The 26139-nt window shown below is 51.5% G+C and carries 24 protein-coding genes, 1 other RNA gene, 1 pseudogene and 1 riboswitch; of the genes and pseudogenes, 16 read left to right on the top strand and 10 right to left on the bottom strand.

Annotated features, from left to right (window positions below; all coding sequences use genetic code 11):
* Positions 1 to 17: 17 nt before the first annotated feature.
* Both BLR00_RS05260 and BLR00_RS05265 read right to left on the bottom strand, forming a co-directional pair.
* Entirely contained in the window at positions 18 to 920 is a 903-nt protein-coding gene (locus BLR00_RS05260; protein ID WP_074631244.1) for a glycosyl hydrolase family 18 protein, read from the bottom strand.
* 161 nt (positions 921 to 1081) lie between these two features.
* Positions 1082 to 2845, bottom strand: coding sequence for a hypothetical protein (locus tag BLR00_RS05265; RefSeq protein ID WP_074631246.1), 1764 nt, complete (start codon positions 2843 to 2845; stop codon positions 1082 to 1084).
* 370 nt (positions 2846 to 3215) lie between these two features.
* Between BLR00_RS05265 and BLR00_RS05270 the strand changes: the two genes are divergently transcribed.
* Complete coding sequence (locus BLR00_RS05270; protein ID WP_074631249.1) at positions 3216 to 4253, top strand: lipocalin-like domain-containing protein; 1038 nt, start codon at positions 3216 to 3218, stop codon at positions 4251 to 4253.
* A 185-nt stretch (positions 4254 to 4438) separates the two neighbouring features.
* Positions 4439 to 6076, top strand: a complete 1638-nt coding sequence (locus BLR00_RS05275) for an FAD-binding oxidoreductase (protein WP_074631252.1) — start codon at positions 4439 to 4441, stop codon at positions 6074 to 6076.
* A 411-nt stretch (positions 6077 to 6487) separates the two neighbouring features.
* Here the strand turns inward: BLR00_RS05275 and BLR00_RS15975 are convergent.
* Positions 6488 to 6673 (bottom strand): annotated as a pseudogene (locus tag BLR00_RS15975) (integrase core domain-containing protein); the annotation flags it as partial.
* A gap of 258 nt (positions 6674 to 6931) precedes the next feature.
* On the opposite strand from BLR00_RS15975, the gene BLR00_RS05285 reads away from it, so the two are divergent.
* From BLR00_RS05285 to BLR00_RS05340, 12 genes are all read left to right on the top strand, one after another.
* Entirely contained in the window at positions 6932 to 7228 is a 297-nt protein-coding gene (locus BLR00_RS05285; RefSeq protein ID WP_074631255.1) for an FmdB family zinc ribbon protein, read from the top strand.
* A gap of 26 nt (positions 7229 to 7254) precedes the next feature.
* On the top strand, positions 7255 to 7932 hold the full coding sequence (locus tag BLR00_RS05290; RefSeq protein WP_074631257.1) for a DUF502 domain-containing protein: 678 nt from the start codon (positions 7255 to 7257) through the stop codon (positions 7930 to 7932).
* A gap of 31 nt (positions 7933 to 7963) precedes the next feature.
* Positions 7964 to 9745 carry an aspartate--tRNA ligase gene (gene aspS / locus BLR00_RS05295; protein WP_074631260.1) on the top strand — a complete coding sequence of 594 codons (1782 nt, stop codon included), beginning with the start codon at positions 7964 to 7966 and terminating at the stop codon, positions 9743 to 9745.
* 87 nt (positions 9746 to 9832) lie between these two features.
* The gene (gene nudB, locus BLR00_RS05300; RefSeq protein ID WP_074631263.1) at positions 9833 to 10282 is read left to right on the top strand and encodes a dihydroneopterin triphosphate diphosphatase; all 450 of its coding nucleotides are present in this window, start codon (positions 9833 to 9835) and stop codon (positions 10280 to 10282) included.
* 106 nt (positions 10283 to 10388) lie between these two features.
* Complete coding sequence (gene nadA / locus BLR00_RS05305) at positions 10389 to 11486, top strand: quinolinate synthase NadA (protein ID WP_074631265.1); 1098 nt, start codon at positions 10389 to 10391, stop codon at positions 11484 to 11486.
* 279 nt (positions 11487 to 11765) lie between these two features.
* Positions 11766 to 12518 carry an endonuclease/exonuclease/phosphatase family protein gene (locus BLR00_RS05310; RefSeq protein WP_074631267.1) on the top strand — a complete coding sequence of 251 codons (753 nt, stop codon included), beginning with the start codon at positions 11766 to 11768 and terminating at the stop codon, positions 12516 to 12518.
* Entirely contained in the window at positions 12515 to 13573 is a 1059-nt protein-coding gene (locus tag BLR00_RS05315) for an L-threonylcarbamoyladenylate synthase (protein WP_074631269.1), read from the top strand. Before BLR00_RS05310 ends, BLR00_RS05315 begins: the two co-directional genes overlap by 4 nt.
* Positions 13560 to 14360: an HAD family hydrolase gene (locus tag BLR00_RS05320; RefSeq protein ID WP_074631271.1), complete on the top strand. Its 801-nt coding sequence runs from the start codon at positions 13560 to 13562 to the stop codon at positions 14358 to 14360. The genes BLR00_RS05315 and BLR00_RS05320 overlap by 14 nt, the downstream gene beginning before the upstream one ends.
* Positions 14361 to 14461: 101 nt before the next feature.
* Complete coding sequence (locus BLR00_RS05325; protein WP_074631273.1) at positions 14462 to 14905, top strand: phosphate-starvation-inducible protein PsiE; 444 nt, start codon at positions 14462 to 14464, stop codon at positions 14903 to 14905.
* 135 nt (positions 14906 to 15040) lie between these two features.
* Complete coding sequence (gene purE, locus BLR00_RS05330) at positions 15041 to 15532, top strand: 5-(carboxyamino)imidazole ribonucleotide mutase (protein WP_074631275.1); 492 nt, start codon at positions 15041 to 15043, stop codon at positions 15530 to 15532.
* Entirely contained in the window at positions 15529 to 16695 is a 1167-nt protein-coding gene (locus BLR00_RS05335) for a 5-(carboxyamino)imidazole ribonucleotide synthase (protein WP_074631276.1), read from the top strand. Before purE ends, BLR00_RS05335 begins: the two co-directional genes overlap by 4 nt.
* A complete protein-coding gene (locus BLR00_RS05340) occupies positions 16692 to 17588 on the top strand; it encodes a phosphoribosylaminoimidazolesuccinocarboxamide synthase (protein ID WP_074631278.1) in 897 nt (298 codons plus the stop codon). Before BLR00_RS05335 ends, BLR00_RS05340 begins: the two co-directional genes overlap by 4 nt.
* Before the next feature lie 452 nt (positions 17589 to 18040).
* On the opposite strand, the gene BLR00_RS05345 is transcribed toward BLR00_RS05340, so the two are convergent.
* From BLR00_RS05345 to BLR00_RS05355, 3 genes are all read right to left on the bottom strand, one after another.
* Positions 18041 to 18838: a sulfite exporter TauE/SafE family protein gene (locus BLR00_RS05345; RefSeq protein ID WP_074631281.1), complete on the bottom strand. Its 798-nt coding sequence runs from the start codon at positions 18836 to 18838 to the stop codon at positions 18041 to 18043.
* A 42-nt stretch (positions 18839 to 18880) separates the two neighbouring features.
* Positions 18881 to 19336: an EVE domain-containing protein gene (locus tag BLR00_RS05350; RefSeq protein ID WP_074631283.1), complete on the bottom strand. Its 456-nt coding sequence runs from the start codon at positions 19334 to 19336 to the stop codon at positions 18881 to 18883.
* Between the two features lie 167 nt (positions 19337 to 19503).
* Positions 19504 to 20958: a catalase KatE2 gene (locus BLR00_RS05355; RefSeq protein ID WP_074631285.1), complete on the bottom strand. Its 1455-nt coding sequence runs from the start codon at positions 20956 to 20958 to the stop codon at positions 19504 to 19506.
* A gap of 239 nt (positions 20959 to 21197) precedes the next feature.
* Here BLR00_RS05355 and BLR00_RS05360 point away from each other — a divergent pair, with 239 nt between their 5' ends.
* Both BLR00_RS05360 and BLR00_RS05365 read left to right on the top strand, forming a co-directional pair.
* The gene (locus tag BLR00_RS05360; protein WP_256324053.1) at positions 21198 to 22511 is read left to right on the top strand and encodes a CapA family protein; all 1314 of its coding nucleotides are present in this window, start codon (positions 21198 to 21200) and stop codon (positions 22509 to 22511) included.
* 201 nt (positions 22512 to 22712) lie between these two features.
* Entirely contained in the window at positions 22713 to 23003 is a 291-nt protein-coding gene (locus BLR00_RS05365; RefSeq protein ID WP_074631287.1) for a GIY-YIG nuclease family protein, read from the top strand.
* A gap of 165 nt (positions 23004 to 23168) precedes the next feature.
* Here the strand turns inward: BLR00_RS05365 and BLR00_RS05370 are convergent, their stop codons facing one another.
* The 4 genes from BLR00_RS05370 to BLR00_RS05385 form a co-directional block, all read right to left on the bottom strand.
* Positions 23169 to 24653, bottom strand: a complete 1485-nt coding sequence (locus BLR00_RS05370) for an amidohydrolase family protein (protein ID WP_074631290.1) — start codon at positions 24651 to 24653, stop codon at positions 23169 to 23171.
* A 160-nt stretch (positions 24654 to 24813) separates the two neighbouring features.
* A non-coding RNA gene (gene ssrS, locus BLR00_RS05375) (6S RNA) lies at positions 24814 to 24993 on the bottom strand.
* 107 nt (positions 24994 to 25100) lie between these two features.
* Entirely contained in the window at positions 25101 to 25409 is a 309-nt protein-coding gene (locus tag BLR00_RS05380; RefSeq protein ID WP_074631292.1) for a cell division protein ZapA, read from the bottom strand.
* Positions 25406 to 25642 carry a hypothetical protein gene (locus BLR00_RS05385; protein WP_308811297.1) on the bottom strand — a complete coding sequence of 79 codons (237 nt, stop codon included), beginning with the start codon at positions 25640 to 25642 and terminating at the stop codon, positions 25406 to 25408. The genes BLR00_RS05380 and BLR00_RS05385 overlap by 4 nt, the downstream gene beginning before the upstream one ends.
* Before the next feature lie 118 nt (positions 25643 to 25760).
* Positions 25761 to 26035: riboswitch (cobalamin riboswitch) on the top strand.
* Positions 26036 to 26139 lie beyond the last annotated feature (104 nt).

The following is a 26139-nucleotide window of genomic DNA, read 5'->3' on the forward strand; positions in this document are numbered from 1 at the left end:
ATTTTAAGCAGGGAAACTCAGCCGAAAACCAGTTTCGCAAGGGTCAAATATTGGTCTTGCTCATAAACGTAGTTCTCTGAGTTCAGCCGCCACGTAGTCACGGCCTTAAACCCGTACCGCTGCATTTGTCGATGGGCATTATCGGCTGTCTGAAAGCCTGCCTCGAACTTAGCGCCATAGGCGAAAGCATCAGGCTTGATGCCGAAGTCAATAAATGCGCTGGGCAGAGAGGTGCTGGAATACATCTGAAACGCGATGATATCGAAATGATTGTTTACAGTTTCTGGGTCCAGATTGTCCTTAGTCGCGGGACCCATTGTCAGCAACATTCCCTCGGCTTTCAGTGCCGGGCCGACGGCGGAAAATGTTGCCTTGAACTGGGCTTGCGTGGTGTCGGTGCTCAAATAATCCCATTCCCAATCGATGTCGAAACCGTCAAGGTTATAGTGCTTCAGATAGGTCACGACGTTCTTGGCGAATGCCTTTGCTGAGGCTTGGTCAGGATTTGCTGGGTCGGAATATATTTGCGAAATCAGGCACTGTTTTCCGTAAAGTAACGTCAACAAGACCCTGACCTTCGGGTTGGCCTTCTTTGCGTCACGAACAATCCATTCCATATAGTCCTGATTAGTAGGTACGCTGCCATCTGGGCTAGCTGGATGGGTGACCTTGTCAAGAAACAACGTGTAGCTGCTGCCGTCACCGGCTGGAATGGTATCAGCGCTAGTGGGCACAATATCCACGAAGCAAAGGCTGATCATATCTGAGCACTGGTAAATGTCTTTTTTGATCATGCGCTGAAACTGGCTTGAGGGGTCATTATAATTTGTGCCAGAAGGCTGATCCTCGTTGAGGAAAATCCAAGCGCTGTTCATGGGGGGAAGCTTGGATGCGAAGGGTGGCTGGTCGGATTTTTGCATTGAAAATCTCCGTAATGAGTTAATTGGAGTCAGTGTAGAAACCTTCTGACCTGCTAAGGATTCCCGGCTTGCATAAGGTTGATGATTCTGGAAGAACCCGGGAATACCTGTCATACACAAACTAATCGCATAATGAGATATAACTCCGCCTTACCTTTTCCCTAAGGGGCCCTTTTAGTTTCTTTGTTTCGGATGCGCTTCGCATTGAGGAAACCCCAAACAAAGTCTGTTTGCATGACCAGCATTTTTGGTCCACCGTTGATATCGTTGTAAAACCAGAACTGATTAGGAATGCCATGATGACTGCGCCGATAACCAAAGCTGGTCATGCTGCGTTCGAATACTGAGAGTGGAGGAGGACTATTAACTGTTTCCGTCGCCGCACCTGCCCTTGCGTGACAACTGATACAGCTAGAGCCATCCATAAAACCCGCCTCGGTAACCGAATTGCCCAATAGCGTCGATTGACCAATTGAGTTGACAAACTCGACCTGAGACCCCTTGAGGCGGTAGTTACGCCAAGCTTTATCCTCAGAATCAGGCTCAACCTGACTGGTGCTGCCGCCGCTACCGATACTCAATTTAACAAGCAGTTCATTCCATTCCGGGCGGATCGTCTCTGGAGGATAAGTTTTTCCGGAATCGAACACCGTACTGTCGGCATTCAACCGATCGGAACGTTGATTCGGTTTGACATAATTGGCTGAGGTACCCGCTGGGCGTTTTTCGTCACTACTCGCATACCCGTAAGCGTCATTGCAGCCGGTGATGTCGCAACGCCCCGGCAAGTTTATGTGCTCAAAGGTGGTCCACACCCAGTTGGGAATGTCTTTAGAGGAAATGTGGAATGCCACCAAGTGATGGATGCCCTCAAAATTGCAGTGCAAATCTTCGTTGTTTTTTTGGGGGCTGATGCCGAGCGCTGTCAGATTAATGTCTGTTTGTAATTGTTTGCTAATGTACAAGTTGGGGCCATTCGGAAATCCCAAAGCTTTGGCAAGATTTTGGTGCAACCAGTTACTCTTGATCATCACTGCATCAGGTGGTAAATCCACACGGTAAAGTGAGCCTGGCTTCCCATTCTTGGATGATTGATTAGCACGACGATAGGGTGCTTCCTCCTGCAGATTTCTCTGGTTAGCGGCGAACACTTCTAACACACCATCGGCGTTGTATAAATTGTTCGCGAAGAGGTAATCATGAAATTCTCGGTTACGAACCGTCAACTCAGCATTGGTCTGACGGATGACTCTGCCAATACTTTCCGCATCGGTTGGGTTAAATTTCTTAATAATTTCTGCTACCTGATTCGTTGAACACGCAAGAGTCTCAGTAGCTGGCTCCTTCATAGATTTGAGTTTAACAAAGCGGCTAAGAGGAGTAAGCGAGTCGTGGAATGGCAAACGGGTATTACGTCGCAGAGCGGGATCACGAGCTAACTTATGTGCATCTTCGGTCAGTGCATCAGTAAGGCTCTTGAGTTTAGTAGCGTACTGAGTACCTGGGTATACTGGACAATGATCCAGGTCGTTGTTAGCTGATCCGGGTCTGCAACAGCCATCTTTATCGGGTGATTGGTCAGTTTTACATAGTGCATAAGGTTGGTCTGGCCAGTTGTTTGTTTCGTCAGCCCAGTTTGACCAGAATTTACCTAGGATCGCCTCAGCAAATAGTTTCCATGAGAACATATCTGGACAGAGCATAGCAGCGTTACTCAACGCCTTGCCGGTACGGCTGTTGATGGGAACCAGATCTCCGTTCGCAACAGTCATTGAACAGTATTCAGCATCTTTAATGGTGGCCTGAAAATATGAGATCTGATCTATAGCCGGATCAAGTTTTCCATCCGCATGCGCAGCTAGCAGCGGCGCGCTTAAGATAATACAGATTAGGGCACGAGACATTAAACTAAAACCGGCGATCATAGTGTTTTTCCTATTTTTCTTGTTTCATTCAAAAGAGAATAGTAAATATCAAACTTAGCTTTTCATTAAGAAAATAAATCACTAATAGGTTGGCTTCCCTCGGCTTGAGCGAAACTGGGGTTACCTTTTAAATAACCCGCCCTTCGGAATAATTCGGATACTCATACATCATGCCTCGGTACTCATGACCGAAGTATGACAATGAAGAACTAAACCCCGATATATTGCTCATATTGGGTATTGTCGGAGATATATTGATGGAAAAATAGCTGTAAGAACTTACAGGTTGTTGAGCTTGAATAAGAGCGTAATATTTATTCGGTCCTGACCGCAACCTAGTGCAGCATAATTAAATCGGAGCATAAGAATAATGCCATCAACATCGGACAACGCGGAAATTTCACTTCCTAAAGATCAGTATGCTCACGAGGGCGCACCCACGGAGTGGTGGTGGCACACCGGCTCTCTCCTCGCCGAGGATGGGCGCAAATTTGGTTTCGAGATCAATGCGACCGGCGAAACACCTTATGGCTTCACACAGATAGAAATCACCGATGTGGAGAGCCAGCTTCACTATCAGAAAGTCAACTTTGTTGCAGCGTTGCCTCCCGACTGGGCAGAATCGGATATTACAAAACGGTGGTACGTGAACCTCGGCGGATCTATCGAGAAGCGGGAAGATGGCGCTATATCGATGCAGGCCATCGATAGCAATCCACTGAATATGAATGTTGAGACAACTTTTGTAGATGCTGCAACCCATACACCGTGCGAACTTAATCTCCAACTTTACCAGGAAGGCCTTCCCCTTCTTGTTTGGGGAACAGGCTGCAGAGAGGTCAAACCAGATGGCACGACGCCGCTCACAAGGAACAACTACTACTATTCCCTCACTCGGCTTAAAGCCTCAGGCTTCCTTACGATCGGAGCGGAGAAATTTGCGGTCACGGGACTCACTTGGATGGATCACGAGTACGGCTTCTTTCCTAAAGGTGCGCCCGTAATATGGGTGTTACAGGATATGCAATTGAGCAATGGTGTACACCTATCGAATTTTACAAATGTCGGCATCAAGCCTGTAGAAAACGTAAAGATGGACTCAACTGCTACTCTATTGTGGCCTGACGGGAGAAGCATATATGTAGACACTGTCACCACACCACTCGGCTCGCCTTTTATAAGCCAGAAAAACGTTGAGTATTATTTACAATTTCAAGTTGAGATCAGTAACCCCGAGTTGAAAGCATCATTTGTGGTAACGAGCTTGATGCCGGACCAATTATTTATAGACCCCGCCGGATCGGACGTATATGAGGGTGTCGCAAGCTGCGAGGGCGAGTTTAACAACACTGTAGTCTCAGGCACAGCTTGGATTGAACAAAGTCTTGGTCTTGGAAAGCCTTTGTAGACCATTAGGGAGGTCCGGCCTGGTACGCGGGAAAAATCGGGGTTTGCGCGGCGCTATTTATGTGATGATCTACATCAATCCCTTTCGGCAACCCGGACCCCGGTACAGCAACAGCATCACCGTTCCGCTACCGAGGTTAAGTAAAGCGGTCGCCTGTTCAAACCCACCGATTATTAATAAATAACATGAATGCCATCGTTGAAAAACTCAGAGAAGCTTACCACTTAGATAAAGTGCCGAGTCCCATAATTCTTTATAACTGTTCGGAGAATCAGGAAAAGTATCATAAACATCGCCAGATCTTTAACCGCAGATTTGAGTTTATGCCTGCCGCCATTGTGCTGTGTGTTACTACCGAACAGGTAAGTGTGGCAGTTAAGTTTACCAGTAAACATAACCTGCCTTTACGCGTGCGCTCGGGCGGACACGACCATGAAGGGGAATGCTCTGGTACTGATACGATCCTGCTCGATCTTTCTGAAATGGATAAGGTAGAAATTAATTCTGCACGCGGGATTGCCCAAATACAACCCGGTACATCTTTTCAGAAACTCACCACGCTACTGGCTGACGTAAATGTCATGATTCCACATGGAACCTGCGCCACGGTGTGTATAGCGGGCTATACCATGGGCGGAGGTTGGGGCCCCTGGACCCGTAAGCACGGTATGTGCTGCGAACGTGTGGTAGGCGCTACCCTGGTCCTTGGTGATGGCACCATACGCAAATTGAGCATGGACGGAAATCTTGACGAAAGAGAACTCCTATGGGCCATTAAAGGTGGCGGTGGCTTCAGCTATGGCATCGTTACCGAATTTGTCATTGAAACCTTTGAGTTACCTTTCGAGATGATCAAGTTTCAGATCGAGTGGAACGAATACTGCTATGTCCCTGAAAATAAGATGTTTGCTCTACGCGACTCAACCCCTACCCTTGCCGTGTTGCAAGCGTGGGAAGCGGTGATTGCTTCTACCGATCTGACAGCCAATCAGTTGGTAGGGACCAATCTGAAAATTTCCGCTAAGCATCATGCTCGCGAAGATGGACCCGTTAATCCTTGTACCGTAAGTCACAACTGTGTGATGTATGGCTACTGGGAGGGAGATGAAAACAGCCTGTGGGAGTTTATACGTCACCGTTTCGAGTTAACGGGGAGATACACCGTTAAGATTCTTGGTAAGGCTGGGTGCAACCACAAGCACTTGCCCTATGGTGAGCACCTGATGAGCTCTTGGGATCGCTATTCGTTTCACAATATGAACCAGTTGAAGCAAGGATTGGAAGGGCTACCGTTCCCTCCTGATGAGGATCAGCCAGCGCCCCATAAAATCACCTCTCGCCTGGTCAATGCACAGGGCCTTGGCGAGGAAGGACGTCATAAGCTACTGGAGAGTCTCACCTCTCCGCTCGTACTACCCGGCAACAAACATTTCGGGCTGTTTACTTATATTACCTTGGGCGCGATCATCGGTAACTATTACCAGCATGTGATTACCCCAGAGCAGAAAACAAAGAGCGCCTTTCCTTACAAGGACAAGCTATTCACCATACAATACCAAACCTGGTGGAACGAAACTGAAAAAGAAATGGAGGAAGGCCAGAACAATCACGTGTACACCCGCGTAAACCGTGCGCTCGACTGGATGGATGTTTGTCGCGATTACGCTATCCCCAATACATCAGGTGCCTTCATCAGCTTCAAAGACAGCTCGGTGCCTACGAAAACCTACTTTGATAAAAGTTACGAAGACCTGGTAAAGATAAAGCAAACCCACGTGAAGGATCCTCATAATCACTTTCGGTCGCGCAAAACGATTATATGATTATTGGGAGCGAAGCTACAATTCACCGCCCTTGATAAGGCTCAGTTGCAAAAAAAGACAAACCAAATAATAAGCTGCTGATTAAATTGTTTTGATTTGTTGCAGATTGCTGTGAAGTATTGTTTGACTCGGGCTCTTAATCCGCAAGACTTTGAGCATCCTACGCTATACAGTCGTTAGTTATTCGGGAAAATTATCACTCTAAACGGATGAGTTCTTTCCATCGAGGATGTGATGATTGGTAAGTCCGAGTTCCTATCCGATTAACGAATTGCCTTTTTACATGCAGGAAAGACCATTCTTGAGCTTCTGGGCGATCATGTTTGACTTTTTCGGAGGCTTCTTTCGCAAAGGCATTGAACTGAAGAGCTAAATCCTCTCCGAAGTGCTTACCTGACCTGCTCCTCATAATTAGCTACACGGCATGGTAGAATGCTGGTTTGCAAATGGGTGTTGGGCCGCAAATTTGGCTGGCGTGTTATTGCCAAGCGAGCTATGCGGTCTTGTTGAATTGTAATCCTTTCGCCATGCCTCGATCAGAGCGCGGGCTTCATGTAAGGTTGAGAATCAATGGTCATTCATGCACTCATCCCGGAATCACGGTCTACCTGCTAGCGATCCGTCATTGCCGTCAGCTTTCATTTGATTTCGAAGGATTCTGGCAAGCCAACCGTGGAGAGCCGGTTTGATGCGAATTATAGACCTCCATGCGCTTTGCTCTCATGCCTATATTTTAATACGCCGTCGTAGCCATATTTCCCCTTGTAATCTCAATTGCAGTCCATATATCCGGTAAAACCAAGTGGTTGAGGTATAATCCTGTTTCTTTCAAATTCCGCTTTGCTGGAGGTTGCCATGCCGATTTATGAATACCGCTGTGGGTCTTGTGGATTTGAAAAAGAATATCTGCAGAAAGTGAACGACGCGCCGGTTGCGGCTTGTCCCGCGTGTGGCAGCAATGTTTATACGAAACTTATTTCCGCCGCGGGTTTTCAGTTGAAGGGCAGTGGCTGGTATGCGACCGATTTTAAGAATGGAGCGAAGCCAAAACCCAAACCCGATGCAGAAACTGCTGCGGCTACAAAGAGCGAAACCACCAGTACAACCGCACCTGCCGCCGGCGCTGCGAGCCCGGCTTGCACCACTGATTGAATCCCGGGCGCAGATATCTTTCAATAATGAAACGTTATTTCGTCACCGGACTCCTTATCTGGGTACCTCTCGGCATCACCGCCTGGGCGTTGAATTTTCTGATTGGCACCATGGACCAGTCGTTGCTGCTATTACCGAGCAGGCTTCATCCCGAAGCCCTGGTGGGTTTTCATATTCCCGGTGTCGGCACGGTGCTGACGTTGCTGGTGGTATTTATCACTGGCTTGTTGACGACCAATATTATCGGCCAGCGACTGGTGTTATTCTGGGAAGGCGTGTTATGGCGCATCCCGGTGGTGAAATCGATTTATTATGGTGTCAAGCAAGTCAGTGACACGTTATTTTCAAGTCAGGGTGAGGCTTTCCGTAAGGCACTACTGGTGCAATATCCACGTGAGGGTTCATGGACCATCGCGTTCATGACCGGCTCCCCAGGCGGTGATGTGGTCAATCACCTCAAGGGGGAGTATGTGAGCGTATATGTGCCGACCACGCCCAATCCCACTTCCGGATTTTTCCTGATGATGCCCAAAAGCGATGTGATAGAACTCGATATGAGCGTGGATACGGCGCTCAAATACATTATTTCCATGGGTGTCGTAATACCCAGCAACGGCAAAAAACCCGGTCAGTCACAAGCCGTATTACTGCATGGCAACAGCTCCGCCAGTCCCGCCAGCTCCACAGCAAGCGACAAATCCTGATTCCTATTTTTCTCTGATTTTCCGACACGTTATGCGCACCAACTACTGCGGCCTCATTGATTCCAAATATCTGAACCAGATGGTCACTCTTTATGGCTGGGTGCATCGTCGCCGCGATCACGGTGGTGTTATTTTTATTGATATGCGTGATCGCGAGGGTCTGGTGCAAGTAGTGTGTGACCCGGACAATGTGACGGCTTTCCAAAGTGCGGAAAAGATTCGTAATGAGTTCGTGCTGAAGATTACCGGCACGGTGCGGCATCGCCCTGCTGGTACGGCTAATCCTAATCTCGTCAGTGGTGAAATTGAAGTGCTGGTACAGTCCATCGAGATCCTCAATGCTTCACTGACGCCACCATTCCTGATGGACGATGAAAATCTCAGCGAAGCTGTGCGCCTGGAACACCGCTATCTCGATCTGCGGCGTCCTCAGATGCAGGCAAACTTGCGTTTGCGCTACAAGGTGGCAATGGCGGTTCGTGTATTTCTCGACCAGCACGGTTTTATCGATATCGAAACGCCGATGCTGACAAAATCGACACCGGAGGGTGCGCGCGACTATCTTGTGCCCTCGCGCGTCAATATCGGTCATTTTTTTGCGTTGCCGCAGTCGCCGCAGCTATTCAAACAATTACTGATGATTGCGGGGTTCGATCGTTATTATCAGATCACCAAATGTTTTCGTGACGAAGATTTGCGCGCGGATCGCCAGCCTGAATTCACGCAGATTGATATCGAAACCTCTTTCTTGAATGAAACTCAAATCATGGTACTGATGGAAGAGATGATTTGTGGTTTGTTCAAAAGCGTAATGAATATCGATCTTCCAAACCCTTTCCCGCGCTTGACATACGCCGAGGCCATGTCCCGGTACGGCTCCGATAAGCCCGATATGCGCGTGCCGCTGGTTTTGACTGAGCTCACCGACGTAATGAGGGATGTGGAATTCAAAGTCTTTCGCGAGGCAGCACAAAAACCGGGCGGGCGTGTGGCGGCACTGCGGGTACCAGCCGGGGGGGAATTGTCGCGCAAGGAGATAGACGACTACACCAGTTTTGTGGCGATATATGGTGCGAAAGGGCTTGCCTACATTAAAGTTAATGCGCTGGAGAAAGGCCTTGAAGGCCTGCAATCACCGATACTGAAATTTCTGCCGGAGACGGTGATAAAAGTCATCCTGGAGCGTACGGGTGCAAAAGATGGCGATCTCATATTCTTTGGCGCGGACAAGGCCCATGTGGTGAATGAGGCACTGGGTGCGTTGCGGGCCAAGGCCGGGCACGACCGGGGGCTTGCGGAAGCCGGATGGAAACCCTTGTGGGTAATCGATTTCCCCATGTTCGAGCATGATGACGAAGAAAATCGCTGGAAAGCCCTGCACCACCCCTTTACTTCGCCCGCCGATGGTCACGAAGACTTGCTGGAAACCGATCCTGGAAAAGCGTTATCCAAGGCATATGACATGGTGCTGAATGGATCGGAGATTGGTGGCGGCTCGGTGCGTATTCATCGCCAGGAAGTGCAGTCGAAGGTATTTCGTGCCTTGAATATTGGAGCCGAAGAGGCGCATGAAAAATTCGGTTTTCTGCTGGAAGCATTGCAATATGGCGCACCGCCCCACGGTGGTATCGCATTCGGTCTTGACCGTGTCGTTACCATGATGACGGGTGAAGAGTCGATCCGTGATGTGATAGCCTTTCCCAAGACGCAGCGCGCCCAATGTCTGCTGACCCACGCACCCAGCGGGGTGGGTGAGAAGCAGTTGCGGGAACTGCATATCAAGTTGCGGCACGTGGAAGCGCTAAAAAGTTAGGAGCTAAGGGTAAAGGTTAAACTGTAGCATCCGGACAGTAGGAACTATCCGCAGGAGTATGCTTGAATCTCTGCTTCCGGGGTGAAAATGTATAAAATCCCGATTTCCGTTCTGGTAGTGATCCATACGCCCGATATGCAGATACTGCTGCTGGAGCGGGCCGATCATCCGGGGTATTGGCAGTCGGTGACGGGTAGCCGGAATCCGGGTGAGACACTTGTGCAAACGGCGGTGCGGGAAGTGGCTGAAGAGACGGGACTGGATGCAACCTGCTACCCGTTAGCCGATTGCAACATTCAGAATGAATATGAAATTTATGAGGAATGGCGCTGGCGTTACGCACCGGAAGTGACGCGCAACACCGAGCATGTTTTCGCCTTGTTACTACCCGAACCCATTCCCGTCTCGGTGGCTGCACGAGAGCATTTGAATTTTGTATGGCTACCCTGGCGAGAGGCGGCGGAGAAGGTTTTTTCTTCCAGTAATGCGGAGGCGATACGAAAGCTGGCCGCGGATAGATGCGGCGGGAAAGGTTAGGAAGGGAAAGAGAGGGAAACAGGAATCCGGTAGAACCGATAGCCGATATGCCGGTCTTATAGGGTTCGATGTATTTCCGATGGGTAAAGAAAAAATGGGAGTAGCCATGCAAGCAGAAGCCATTGCTTTTGAACGTTATGACACCTTGCAGGACGATGATTGCGAGCAACGCATCATTGAGGCCAAAGCCGCGCTGGGAAAGCGGTCGGTCATACTTGCGCACCATTATCAGCGGGCGGATGTATACAAGCATGCCGATCTCACCGGTGATTCCCTGAAGCTTTCACGCCTCGCCGCCGCAACGGATGCGGACTACCTGGTGTTCTGCGGTGTGCATTTCATGGCTGAGGTAGCCGATATTCTGTCCAAGCCGGAGCAGATCGCCATCCTTCCCGACCTGGCCGCCGGTTGTTCAATGGCTGATATGGCTAACCTTTCCAAGGTGGAAAGAGCGTGGCGCGAATTGATGGAAGTGCTTGAGCCTGATGAGACAATCACGCCTGTGACATATATCAATTCCGCCGCCGACCTGAAGGCCTTCTGTGGCGAGCATGGCGGTATCGTTTGCACCTCCAGCAACGCTGTCAAGATTTTGCAGTGGTCTTTTTCCCGGCGCGAGAAGGTGCTGTTTTTTCCGGACCAGCATTTGGGACGTTGGAGCGGTCACAAGCTGGGGATTCCGCTTGACGAAATGCTGGTATGGGATTTTGACGAGCCGATGGGGGGACTAACTCCGGAACAAATCAGGAAAGCCAAGATCCTGTTATGGAAGGGACATTGCTCGGTACACCAGATGTTCCAGCCGCAGCACATACTACGCTTTCGCAACCAGTACCCCGATGGAAAAGTCATCTCACATCCGGAATGCAGTTTTGAGGTATGCAAGAATTCTGATTTCGTCGGCTCCACCGAGTACATTATTAATACCATCCGCGATGCGGAAAAGGGAACTCGTTGGCTGGTTGGTACGGAGCTGAATCTGGTTGGCCGCATCGCCGAGGAATTCAAGCCAGAAGGAAAAATAGTGCAGTTCATGGCGCCGACGATATGCATGTGCTCCACCATGGCTCGCATCGATCCACAGCATCTGGCCTGGACGCTGGAAAATCTTGTGGCAGGAAAAGTGGTAAATCAGATCAAAGTACCGATGGCCGAAGCGGCACTTGCGAAGCTTGCATTGGAACGGATGCTGGAGGCTTCATAGAGAAATGGACTCGGATAGTCTATCGGGCGGTTCTCCAAGGCTACGCGAGTGCGGGCGGTCAGTTTGCGGCCATTTCGCCGCCGTTTTTATCACTGCGCGGCGCTCATGGACCCAACTATGGATTTCTCGCAACCTGCCTCGCCATTATTTCGCGTCCTGATGGATGATCTGGGATGAGAAAGCGTCATTTTTCACTGGTTGACGGGAAACAAGTGTTTCCGCGCGACACCGATACTAAATCCCCGGACAATCTTCCGAGCTAAGCCTGTCGTTCATCACATGCCCGATAAGCTGCATATCGCCACCTATAATATTCATAAAGGTTTTTCGCATTTCAAGCGGCACATGACGGTGCACCAACTGCGCGAGAATTTGCGGACTCTCGATGCCGATATCATTTTCCTGCAGGAAGTGGTCGGTCAGCATACAGGGCATGCGGCCCGTTTCGAGAACTGGCCGTGCGGTCCGCAGCATGAGTTTCTGGCCGATTCGGTCTGGTCAGATTTTGCCTATGGAAAAAATGCGGTATACGATGAAGGGCATCACGGCAATGCGATTCTAAGCCGTTACCCGATCATGAGTTGGGATAACATGGACGTTTCCGCGCATCGTTTCGAGAGCCGTGGTTTGCTTCATTGCGAAATGGGTATTCCCGGCTGGCCGGAGAATCTGCATTGCATATGTGTGCACCTGGGGCTGTTCAAGCGCGGGCAATCAAAACAATTGCAGGCATTGGAGCAGCATATTGAGGAGGTGGTGCCCCAGCAGGCGCCGCTAATCATCGCCGGAGACTTCAATGATTGGCGTGAAATGGCGAGCCGGATCCTGGTTAAACAGCTGCACCTGAGCGAAGCTTTCGAGATGATGGGAGGGAGAGCGGCGCGCAGCTTCCCCTCCGTTTTGCCTTTGTTTCGTCTCGATCGTATTTATGTGCGCGGTTTTCACGTAGAGCACGCGCAGGTGCATCGAGGCCGTCCTTGGTCCAAAATCTCCGATCACGCAATTCTATCGGCACGGATGATTCGTAGATGACACCGAACGATCATGATCAGATTGTTGCTGCCGCCGCTCTGCTAAGGGCCGGCGGGATAGTGGCTTTCCCGACGGAAACGGTCTACGGACTTGGCGCGGATGTTTCTAATCTTTCCGCAGTACGACGGGTATTTGAAATCAAAAAAAGGCCTGCCGATCATCCGCTAATCGTTCATTTTGCCGATTCATCCCGATTGCACCACTGGGCGCGCGAGATACCGGAACAGGCCTGGCAACTGGCTGAGTACTTTTGGCCGGGACCCCTGACATTGATATTGCCGCGCAGTCACCATGTGCCTGAAAATGTAACAGGGGGCCAGGACACCGTTGGACTCCGGGTGCCGGATCATCCTGTTGCGCTTGCCTTGTTGAATGCATTGGGACCGGAAGGAGCCCTTGCCGCGCCTTCAGCCAATCGTTTTGGGCGGTTGAGTCCCACCACGGCAACCCATGTGCGCGAGGAGCTGGGTGACGCTGTCGATATGGTTCTTGATGGCGGGGCGTGCAAGGTTGGCCTGGAAAGTACAATTGTCGGCTTTAACAATCAAACCGCCCTCGTATTGCGGCCGGGAGGCATTTCCCTGGAAGCGCTGGAGGAAGTGTTGGGTAGCAAGGTTGTCGCGACCGGAAGGAAGAAGCAAGCCGTGCGCGTGCCGGGCTCCCTCGCCTCCCACTATGCCCCGGATACGCCGCTGGAGCTTTGGCCCACGGAGTCCTTATGGCAGCGCGCCATCGAATTGGAGACGGAAGGATTGCGCACGGCAATAATGACGTGGTCAGGTCAGAATCCTGAGCGGCCGGAAAGAAAAAATGGGACCCATTTTGCCATGCCCGCGGAACCCGAAGTTTACGGTAGCCGGTTGTATGCAACCTTGCGCCGATTAGATCATGAGCATTTTGATCGCTTATTGATCGAAGCGCCTCCTGATGCCCCTGCCTGGATGGCTATTGCGGATCGGTTGCAGCGTGCTGCGAGTTGCATCCCGGATTCTGAGGTTAAAACTGATGATTGCGCCCCATCACAAGAGGATAGGAATATAAATGAAATCGTATAGAGATAGAAATAACCCCCTTCGCGCGGTACTGTTTGACGTTGATGGCACGCTGGCTGATACTGAGCGGGATGGCCATCGTCTCGCTTTCAATGCCGCATTTAAAGAACGGGGTCTTGACTGGGAATGGGATGTGGCGCTTTATGGAGAGTTGTTGGCCATCACCGGCGGCAAAGAGCGTATTCGTCATTATTTGGAGAAATATGCGCCTGCCGAATTGAACAGGGCTGAACTGGATAGCTGGATCGCCGGTTTGCACAAAGCTAAAACGAGACACTATGTGGCCTTGCTTGAACGCGGGGAGACACCATTGCGCCCGGGTGTTGCCCGCTTGATCCATCAGTTGCGTGAAGCCAAAATAAAAATTGCCATTGCCACCACTACTACGCCGGAAAACGTAACATCCTTGTTAAAATCCACCTTGGGAGAAGATTCTCCCGGCTGGTTTGACGTCATCGGCGCGGGTGATATCGTTCCTGGGAAAAAACCTGAGCCGGATATCTACCACTGGGTACTGGAACGGCTGGGGCTGCCGGCAGAGCAATGCATCGCAGTGGAGGATTCTGAAAACGGACTGAGAGCATCACTTGCAGCAGGCCTGGATACCGTGGTTACGGTCAATGAATATACCCGCCTGCAGGATTTCACGGGCGCAGCGGTAGTGTTGTCGGATCTGGGCGAACCAACGCAGCCATTTACTGTATTCGAGGGAAATGTCGATAGTGGCGGATGGGTGGATACGGAGCTGCTGGCAAAGCTGAAAGCTCAGCGTGGGGTACTCGCGGAGTAATACGCTCAATCGATTCATCAGTTTCAAATTGCAATTGGAATCGTCATATGGAAAAGGTAGTATTGGCATGTTCTTACCCTAACAATCTCTGACAAGAAAATATGCTGCACCCTCGCGCCGCCATCTATTCCCGTCGAACTCTATATTTCTTTGAAAGTGCCGGGCTGGTTGTTATCGCGCTTGCCACGATATATGCGGGTTATCAGGAAACCATGTTGATGATCAACAACGCCAGAGTCACCCTGGCGGATTTGTTGCTGATGTTTCTTTATCTGGAAATCCTGACCATGGTGGGGTTATATTTCGAGTCCGGTAAGCTACCGGTACGATTTCCCCTTTATATTGCGATGGTGGCCATGGCGCGCTATGTGATCGTGGATATCAAGGAGATGGACAACATACGGTTGTTGGGCGTATCCGCATCGATAGTGCTTGTTGCGGTGGCGGTGCTGGTGATTCGTTACGGGCATGTGCGTTATCCCTACCTTGAGGATCTGGAGGACCTGGCGGATGCTACCTCCAAAAAAAACAATTTGCGCGACTGATACCCGAAAGGCATTAAACCTGAATCTGGTAGTTAACCGCTCGTTTGCCAACCCGCAATATGATTCGTAAATTTTTTTTGTGTTACCTGATTCTCATCTTCTGGGTGAGTCCATTCAACTACCGGATTTAGATTAATGAAACAATCCTTAGTTGGCGTGATCATGGGTAGCGATAGCGACTGGGAAGTGATGAAACATGCGGTGGGCATATTAAAGGATCTTAATGTGCCTTACGAAGCCGAGGTGGTTTCCGCCCATCGCACACCGGACCGCATGTTCGAGTATGCTGAAACTGCGGTCGAGCGCGGGCTAAAATGCATTATCGCCGGCGCCGGTGGCGCGGCGCATCTTCCCGGTATGGTTGCCGCCAAAACTATTCTGCCGGTGTTGGGGGTGCCCATTCCATCCAAACAGCTTCTGGGAATGGACTCGCTTCTTTCCATCGTGCAAATGCCGCGAGGCATCCCCGTTGCCACTTTTGCCATTGGTGAGGCGGGAGCATTCAACGCGGGCCTGTTCGCGGCGGCACTGTTAGCGGTGGAAGACATCAGGCTTGCCACGCTTCTTGTGGAGTTTCGTAAAACTCAGGCCACGGCGGTTGCGGCCATGACATTGCCCAAGTTATGAGCATCATGCCGGGCGCGATGCTGGGGCTCCTGGGTGGCGGACAGCTCGGGCGCATGTTCATCATGGCGGCGCACAGCATGGGCTACCGTGTCACGGTACTTGATCCCGCCAAAGACAGCCCCTCAAGCAGTGTCGCTGACCGGCATTTGCGTGCCGATTACCTCGACGGGGATACCCTGTATAAGCTGGGATCTACTTGCGCGGGTATCACCACGGAATTCGAAAACGTGCCGGCCGAATCTATCAGGACCCTGGCTGAACATGGCGTGGTAAGTCCCGCCGCAAGCAGTATAGCCGTTGCCCAGAATCGTATTCTGGAAAAGAAATTTATTGTGGCCAATGGTTTTGAGGCCGTGCCGTATGCGGTAATTCAGAATTCGCACAATTCGAACGGAGCATTGTTGCAAGCGCATCCGGAATTGTTTCCCGGACTTCTCAAAGTAAGCCGCTTCGGTTATGACGGCAAGGGTCAGATACGAGTCAATAATGTGACGGAGCTTGACGCCGCATTTACCAGTTTGGGCCACGAACCGTGCGTATTGGAACAATTGTTGCCGTTAGAGAGTGAAGTGTCGGTTATCGTGGCACGCGGATTCGATGGGGAGGTAACTACATTTCCCGTATCCGAAAATCAGCATCGCAATGGTATCCTGGACGTCAGTATCGTTCCTGCCAGAATATCATCGGAAATTATTCAGCGCGCGCGCGAGATTGCGGTCGACATCGCGGAGAAGCTTGATCATCGCGGCGTGCTGTGCGTGGAATTTTTTATACTCGCCGATGGTCCCCATCGCAAATTGCTGGTCAATGAAATTGCGCCACGCCCCCATAATAGTGGCCACTACACCATTGATGCCTGTATCACCTCCCAATTCGAGCAACAGCTAAGAATACTTTGCGGTATACCGCTTGGGAGTACCGCCATGCACGGTGCGGCGGTGATGGTGAACCTGTTGGGCGATCTATGGCAACGGGGAGAGCCGAAATGGGCAGAGGTGCTGCGGCATCCGTCTGTCAAGCTTCATTTATACGGCAAGCTAGCCGCCCGGCCCGGGCGAAAAATGGGCCACTATACCGTGCTCGCTGATACCACTGATGCCGCATTGCAGCTTGCGCTGGAAATCAAGCAGGCACTGTCCAGTGTAGATCTCCAAAAATCATGACTGATCAAATCGCACTGTTTGAAACAAACATACAAAGCCTGGCTCTCCTGCATCGGGGCAAAGTACGCGACATTTATGCGGTGAATAACGACAAGCTATTGATTGTCCAGACCGATCGGCTGTCAGCGTTCGACGTTATTCTGCCAACCCCGGTACCAGGCAAGGGAAGGTTGCTGACCGCATTGTCCAGTTTCTGGTTTGAAAAACTTGATCACATTATTCCCAATCACCTGACCGGTATCGCCCCCGAATCGGTGGTGACAGAAATGGAACGCGAACAAGTAGCCGGCCGTGCATTTGTAGTCAAGCGGCTGAAATCATTGCCGGTAGAAGCTATCGTACGCGGGTATGTCGTGGGTTCCGGATGGAAAGATTACCAGAGGACCGGCGCTATTTGCGGCATCGCGCTCTCAGCCGGTTTGCAGGAAGCCGCCAAACTGCCTGGCGGAGCGATTTTTACCCCATCCACTAAAGCCGTGGCGGGTGCGCATGACGAAAATATTTCTTTTTCCGAAGTGGAAACGCTATTGGGTGGAGACTTGGCGGCGCAAGTGCGCGATAAAGCCATCGCCCTTTACGTCGAAGCGGCGGATTATGCGATAACAAAAGGCATTATTATCGCGGATACCAAGTTCGAATTCGGTCTGGATGACGCGGATGGGCTTTACCTCATAGATGAGGCACTTACCCCCGATTCATCCCGTTTCTGGCCAGCCGATCAATACGCACCGGGAAAGAATCCGCCCAGCTATGACAAGCAGTTCGTGCGCGACTGGCTGGAAACTCAGGATTGGAACAAAAAAGCGCCTGCTCCCGCATTACCCCCGGATATTCTCGCCAAGACTGCGGAGAAATATCAGGAAGCCTTGCGGCGCTTGGTACCTAGCGGCTGAGCGCTGGACGTCAGGGTACGACTCGCTCAGGCAGTCCGATCGGCATCTGAAGGGTAGGGTGTCAATAAGCGAAGCACATTGCGCCGTATGTTTGTCTTCATATTCAAGCCTATCTTCATCGCCCCCTGCCCAATCCGCTGGATAAACACTCTTCTCAACCAATCGATGAAAAGTCGGATACGGCCACTCGCTTACCCATCTGACTAAACCATGTCTGATCGGATTGATATGGATATAGATATGTACCGCCTGAATGCCAGGCGTGAGATAGTCAGGCATGGCGATAGCAACTCATGTGGCGCAATGCGCTTCGCTTATTGACGCCCTACCCTGATATTGGTCAATTATCCAGGCGAAAAAACCAGATTGACGTACCGCCAAAGACCAGGATGCTGGACAAACGAACACCGTACTGATCATTTGCTACAAGTCCAGACAATTTATTTGTTTTACTAAAAAAGCCCGATCAGCATCTTTGTCCCCAGCAAATAAAGCAGCACCACAAAAATTTTCTTGAGCGTGGCGGTCTGTACGATATGAGTCGTTTTTGCACCCAAGGGTGCAGTCAGCGTACTGGCCAGTACGATCCACCCCAATGCCGGTAAATAAACGTATCCCAGGCTGTATTCCGGCAGCGGCTGGGATTGTGCCATGCCATTTGCAATGTAGCCGATGGCCCCCGCCATCGCGATGGGAAAGCCCACTGCCGCGGCGGTGCCGATGGCATGCTGCAACCTGACGTTGCAGTACGAAAGGAATGGCACCGTCAGCAACCCCCCGCCGATCGCAACAAAGCTGGAAACCGCGCCGATAATGCTGCCGGCCCCGAACATTCCTGGCCTGCCGGGGAGCGTGCGGCCAGGCCTGGGAGTAATTCTTAACAGCATCTGGGTGGCAGCGTAATAAATGAATACGACAAATATCACACTCAGGAACTGGCTGGAAAGCATGCTGACCAGCGTCGCCCCCGCCAGCGTGCCAACGATGATTCCCGGCGTTATATATCGTACGACTTGCCAGTTTACCGCGCCGTGAGCATGATGAGTACGCAGGCTGGAAACGGAAGTGAATATGATTGCCGCCATGGTAGTGCCGAGGGCAAGATGCAGGATGCGATCAGGAGGAAAATGCTGGGCGCTGAAAATGAAAGTGAGCACCGGCACCATGATTAGTCCGCCGCCGATACCCAGCAATCCGGCGAAGAAACCGACAATCGTGCCTAACAGCAAATACGCCGGCCACCACTCCACGTCAAATTTTGCTGTACGGTTTCAGTCGCTGAAAGCAGGTCATTACAAAATTCCCATAATGAATTTCCATTCTGCCGGATCTACCGGCGTGATGGACAGGCGGCTGCCTTTTTGCAGGATGCGCAGGCTGGCCAGCTCGGGGTAGCTGCGTAATTCCTTGATGCCAACCAGGCGGGTTTTTTTGACAAACTGCACATCCACATTGAACCAGCGTGGATTCTCCGGCATCGCTTTCGGATCAAAATATTTGCTGCCAGCATCGAACTGGGTGGTGTCGGGATACGCGCGCTTGCAGACTTCGGCAATCCCCACGATTCCCGGTTGCTCGCAACTCGAATGATAGAAAAAAACCTGATCGCCAACGCGCATCTGGTCGCGCATGAAGTTGCGTGCCTGATAATTGCGCACCCCATACCATGCGACAGTTTGCTTGGGCATCGACGCAAGGTCGTCGATGCTTACATCGGAAGGCTCCGATTTCATTAGCCAGTAACGCATATATTATTCACCTGTAGGTACACTATCGTCACTCATTCCAGTGCCACGCCCGGGATAGTATAACGGAACCGCCACAGCACGGCAGCGCGACTTCAATAGCTGAAGTCGGCCCCAATTATTTGGGAGTCCTGAGGTTTGGAATGCCGTCCGCCAGGGCTCTTCCCTTCCTAAGATACTTCATTAAGCGGGATTCCCAGTGCATCGGCCACTCCCTTGCCATAGGCCGGGTCGGCTTTCAGGCAGTTTCCTATATGGCGAATCTGGATTTCCCGAGGCGCACCGCCGATCGACCGTGCGGTGTTCTCAAACAACACTTGTTGCTGTGCGGGGGGCATCAGGCGGAACAGATTACCGGGCTGGGAGTAGTAATCCTCGTCCACGCGATGATTCCAGTGGTCGGCAGCGCCTTCCAGGCTCAACGGTGGTTCGGAGAAATCCGGTTGCTGCTGCCACTCGCCGTAGCTGTTCGGTTCATAGCCAAGTGTGCCGCCATAATTACCGTCTACGCGCATCGCGCCATCGCGGTGGTAGCTGTGAAACGGGCAACGTGCCGCATTCACCGGTATGAGGTGATGGTTGACGCCGAGACGGTAACGCTGGGCGTCGCCATATGAAAACAGCCGGCCTTGCAGCATCTTGTCGGGAGAGAAACCGATGCCTGGCACGACGTTGGCTGGATTGAAGGCCGCTTGTTCCACCTCGGCAAAAAAGTTTTCTGGATTGCGGTTCAACTCCATCACGCCCACTTCAATCGGCGGGTAGTCCTTGTGCGGCCAGATCTTGGTCAAGTCAAAGGGGTGGTACGGACAGGTTGTTGCTTCTTTTTCCGGCATGATTTGAACAAACAGCGTCCATTTGGGGAAGTCGCTTTTTTCGATACTTTCGTACAGATCACGCTGGTGGCTTTCGCGATCTTTCCCGATGATGGCAGCGGCTTCCGCATCGGTAAGATTGCGTATTCCCTGCTGCGTCTTGAAGTGGAATTTGACCCAGTGGCGTTCGTTAGCGGCATTGATAAAGCTGAATGTGTGGCTGCCAAACCCGTGCATGTGCCGGTAGCTGGCGGGGATGCCGCGGTCGCTCATGACGATGGTGACCTGATGCAGCGCTTCCGGCAGGGATGTCCAGAAATCCCAGTTGTTGCGCGGGCTGCGCAGGTTGGTGCGCGGATCGCGCTTGACGGCATGATTCAAGTCCGGAAACTTAAGCGGATCACGCAGAAAAAATACCGGTGTGTTATTGCCTACCAGATCCCAGTTGCCTTCCTCGGTGTAGAACTTCAGCGCGAATCCGCGAATATCGCGCTCGGCATCGGCGGCGCCGCGCTCACCCGCTACCGTCGTGAAGCGGGCGAACAACTCGGTTTTCTTGCCTACCTGAGAAAAAATCTTTGCCCGTGTGTAGCGAGTAATATCGTGCGTCACGGTAAACGTGCCATAGGCGCCTGAACCCTTGGCGTGCATGCGCCGCTCAGGAATGACTTCGCGGTCAAAATGGGCGAGCTTTTCCAGGAACCATACGTCCTGGAGGAGTGCCGGACCGCGCAGCCCCGCGGTCATGACATTCTGATTATCAGCAACAGGCGCGCCTGCGTTGGTGGTCAATTTCTTGTCATTGCTCATAGGTATCTCCTTGTATCCGGAATCGGGTTTATTTGAAGCGGCTATCGTTCTTAATGATTAGTGTACTGGACAGATCCTCCGTAGTCACGGATTGACATCCGTACACGTGAGCATTGGATAGCCGCGCTACTCCCGGAGTACGGAATTACGGACTAATGCCAGATCTGCCCGGATATCGAACTTGTTCTGGTTTATCGTCTAACATAAAGATCACAGTCATGCGATTGTTGATTATTGTCATGAGAAAACCCAATGAAGCTCAAACAAACCCACAGCTGGAGCGTCGTGAGTTTCTTGTTTCGGCCCTCGCTACAGGATTCGCCATGATAGTTCGCCCGTTTGAGGCGCTGATGAGCACGACCCATGGCATGACCGTCGGCACCCATGAAGCAGGGGCCAGCGCGGAGGATCGCGAGCATGATGCTTCAGGGCAGGGTTCCGGTTCCATCATGCTGTTTCTATGCGGCGATGTCATGACAGGCAGGGGGATAGACCAGGTCTTGCCCCATCCCGGCAACCCTGTTCTTTACGAGCGGTACATGAAAAGTGCGACTGGTTACATGGAACTTGCCGAAGAAGTGAGTGGACCAATTCCGAAGCCAGTGGATTTTTCCTATATCTGGGGTGATGCCCTTGCCGAATTGGAGCGAAGGAAGCCCGACGTGCGCATCATTAATCTCGAAACTGCGATCACCCGCAGCGACGAGGTGGAGAACAAGGCAGTCAATTACCGGATGCATCCGGACAATATTCCCTGTATTACCGCGGCAGGTATCGATTGCTGCGCGCTTGCCAACAATCATGTTCTGGATTGGGGATATGCCGGCCTTGTCGAGACGCTGAAAACCTTGAGAATGGCTGGTATCAAAGTGGCGGGGGCGGGTTTGAATATTCAACAGGCGCGGGCTTCCACGGTGTCGGCCGTGCGGGGAAAGGGAAGGGTGCTTGTATTCTCATTTGGTTCTGAAACCAGCGGCATACCCTGGAGCTGGGCCGCTTCGGCGGAGAAACCGGGGGTCAATTTGTTGCGCGACTTTTCTTCCAAAACGGTTCGAGGCATTCACGATAACATCAGATCCGTAAAGCTCCCTGGCGACATTGTGGTTGCTTCGATTCACTGGGGCAATAACTGGGGTTATGAGATTCCGCGTGATCAACAGGAATTCGCTTGCCAATTAATTGATGAAGCCGCTGTGGATGTCGTTTACGGTCACTCATCGCATCATGTGAAACGGATCGAGACTTATAAGGGGAAATTGATACTCTACGGCTGCGGCGACTTTATGAATGACTATGAAGGGATTTCGGGGCATGAGGCATACCGGGGAGATTTGTCTCTGATGTATTTTGCAAGGATGGAGTCCTCGACCGGCAATCTGATCAGCTTGCACATGACGCCCATGCAGATTAAGAAGTTCAGGTTAAATCGCGCATCTGCGAATGATGCCATCTGGCTGAGGGATACCCTCAGTAGGGAAGGCAAAAGATCTGGGACTTCGGTGGAGCTTAACGCCGATAATTCTTTGATGCTGCAGTGGATATCGCTAAGTTAACGCAGACTGAAGGGTTTTTTGAGTAAGTTTTACGTAATGTGAGGACGGACTTAAGGACATGCAGACGGCTAACATTATTTCTTCGTCATTCCCGCAAAAGCGGGAATCCACAGTTTTTATGGAGCTACTGGATTCCCGCTTTTGCGGGAATGACGACTGGGTTTTCAATTCGATGAAAATTACAATCTGGAACGTGTACTGATGGAACGTAGTCCCGCCGTCTATATCCTTGCAAGCAAGCGTAACGGCACACTTTATATCGGTGTGACCAGTAACCTGGTGAAGCGGGTGTGGGAGCACAAGCAAAACCTCGGGGAAGGTTTTACCCGCAAATATGGTGTGCATACGCTGGTTTACTTCGAAATGCACGATGAAATGACCGAGGCGATCCGGCGCGAGAAACAACTCAAAAAATGGAACCGGTTGTGGAAGATTGAATTGATCGAGAAGACCAATCCTGATTGGAGGGATTTATGGCAGGGGATTGTTTAGCGCTGGACTGGGTTGTATGTTTAGTTATCCGTGGCTTATCAGTCGTTATACAGCTGGAGGACTGGATTCCCGTTTTCGCGGGAATGACGATGGGAGAGAGGGGCGGACGGATAATTAATGGAGATCGATACTCCATGGAGAGCTTTGTTTAAATTCATTGATGAATCAAGGTTGCCCGGCTCCGGGTAACCTAAGAAACTCGCGCCGTGTTTTCGGTCCATAGGTAAGAAAGTGCGGCTCAGGGCGCTCAAGGTAGGCAAGCCGCTCGCGCGCGATTCGGTCGCGCTGGGTATACCGTTTCACTTCCTCCGGGCTGATCGAATATACCCTCGCTGCGTTGAGTCCAAAGATTTTAGCGCGTAGCCGTGGCGTAATTTCAGGATAATTATACTTCGCGCGCATTTCGGCAGAGATCTGGAATGCGCGGAACGCCTGGATCTGGTCCTGCGGGGAGCCGTACCATATGGAGTCCGTGCCCCAAAGGACATTATTCTCGCCGCAGTACTTCAGAAGCTTGCCTAGCGCATGCGCCGCGGCCTCCGGGTCGCGCATCAGGTAACGCCAGGTACTGCCGAGCTCGGCGTAAACATTACTGTTGGGTGCGACGCCATTTTCGATGAGTGAGCGGATCAGGGTATCGATGCCATCATCCGCGCCCCTGCCCTCGAAGGCACGCTCGGGGACGCTGGTGACGAAACCCGAGTGATAGATCAGGAAAGCAACGTCGGGGAAGCGTTTGGCGATAACACCGATGTCGCTGCATTGGCTATGTTCATAGGATTGTTTGCCGAAGGGCAGCCCCTTGTGGATACAGATGACCTTAACGCCGAGTTTGCGTGCCTTTTCGATGAACTGGATGCCAATATCATCCGACAGGAAATAACCTTTGCCGCCCGGACCGAACTGGGTATAAGTTTTCCACGCGGACACACCCCAGCGCTCTTTCAACTCATCCATTGCGTCGAGATCACCCGTTTGGTTGGGATTGACGCGTCCATGGAGCAGCAGACGATGCATGCCTTCCATCCGGTCGACGATCCTGCGTATCGCATCCGCAGTCTGGATGGTAAGCGGCTCGGCATCGGGTGCCGAGGGGACAAAAGAGAGTACCATCATGTCAGTATCGGAATCGAGGAATACGTCCTTGATGAATTCCTCGGGCCCGAGGCAGCGCAAGTAGCTGCGCGAGCCGGGCTCTGCTGCGAGCGCACAGCCTGCCTTGGGCATCTGGCTTAACGGGGTGTTGCCGGCGGGAAGTTTCCGCAGCCAGGCGCCATTCGGGTCCACGAAGTGGCCTTGCACATCGAAGATGAATTCTTCCTTGCCACCGCCGATAGCAGCTTGCGCGAGCGACGGCTCAAGCGCGGCTTCAGCCGGTAGATCGAAAAATCCGCCTAATTTGCCAGCCGCGGCATTTGCCGCATTAAAAGCAAGAAGCGTGGAGGCCGCGCCGCACGCGGAAATGAGAAAATCTCTTCGTGAAACAGCTAAACACTTCGCATTGGAGGTCGCAGCTTCGTGAGCGAGGCGGTTTGCGGCGTTATTCGCGGGCGATAACGGCACCGGCTCGAATTCTCCGTTCGAGGTTGTGTCGAGTTTGATGGGGAGGCGGGTGCCATCGGGATCAATGCGGGAGTTGGATGGGTTCATATAGGCAGATCCTTTTCTATATGGAACAGACAGGACGAAAATCTTTTCTTCACTTCACGAGCGGGTCATGCGTTTCATCGCATATGGCCGCATGCCTGGAGCAGCGAAACAGATTGAAGACAAAAAAAGCGGCATGGCCGCTTTTTTTGTCTTCTGCAATAAAGTCCCCGCAGATGCCGTCAGACCATTTATCTTGAACCTTAAGGTCCAAGGTGGTCACTAGCCGGACGCATCAGGCGCTTCCAATAGGATGCGCACAACAGCGTCACTTTGGTTCGTAACCGATTCTTAAAAAAGTTGGTTCAAAGAATATAGGTCTAAACGAACACCGCAGGGAACAACTTTTACCCGTTCTCACCCTCAGACAGAATAATCCGCTTACTACATTCCGCCTTGAGCGCAAGCTGGAAACCTAACCTGGCTGACCTGAAAGCTTCATAATACGGATTAAAACAGCTTGTCTTGCTCCGGCATTACGGCATCAAGCGCCACCTGCATGTGAACGATTCTACGCTTAAATTCTTCCATGTCAAAGCCTCCTCTTTTTCTTGTCGTGAGCAATTCATGAGCGATGTTGAGCGCCGCCATGATGGCGACGCGCTCGGAACCCACCACCTTCCCGCTGTCCCTGATTTCACGCATTTTTTTATCAAGATAAGCAACCGCTTGCAGCAATTCCTCGCGTTCCTCGTCAGGGCAGGTGACCCGGAATTCGCGTCCCATAATCGTGACGTCCATGGTAGCGGTGGTTCTCATTCTTCGCTTTCGGGAAGTTGCGTCAGAAGGGCGTCCAGACGGCCAGCTGCGGCGCTTATTTTTTCCGCCAGATGTTTATTTTCGCTAGCGGCGCTCGCCAATTGCTGGCGCAACTGAATATTTTCCGATCGCAGCTGCTGGCACAATCGCACGAATTGATTAATTTTCTCTTCCAGAGAGCTGAGTTCGGATTCCATCGGCTCACTATAGTTCGGAAATCCTTGTTGAGTCAACTGATAAGGGAGTTGTTCAAATGTTGTTTCCAGGTCTGCCGCGCCAATTTCATTTGCGGGTCCCGTATGACGAAAATACCTATCCGAATGATTCAGTCAGGCAGTCTGATTCTGGTAGAATTCCCGCCACGTTTAAGGTGCTTTGGCCGCTGTGCGGCCGAGTTAAACGGGAACCAGGTAAAGGGAACCTCTGAATAAGTCATTCAGAGGTTCCTTGATGCCTGGGCTGCCCCCGCAACGGTAAGCAAGTGCGGACGTATCAACCAGGGACCTCTGAATAAGTTTTTCGTGTGTTTAGAGGCTCTCTGATGCCACTGTGAATTCTCCAGTTCATGGGAAGGCGATACGTCAAAACTTGCGAGCCCGGATACCGGCCTCAAACGCATACGGCATGGGGAACTATCGCGTGGGGCGGTATCCTGATCGATCCTTTTTCGTTCACGACATCTGCGCGGTAATTCTCCGTTTATTAAAACAGTGGACGGGGCGTCTGCTTA

This window comes from Nitrosospira multiformis, from assembly GCF_900103165.1.
Taxonomy (GTDB): domain Bacteria; phylum Pseudomonadota; class Gammaproteobacteria; order Burkholderiales; family Nitrosomonadaceae; genus Nitrosospira; species Nitrosospira multiformis_D.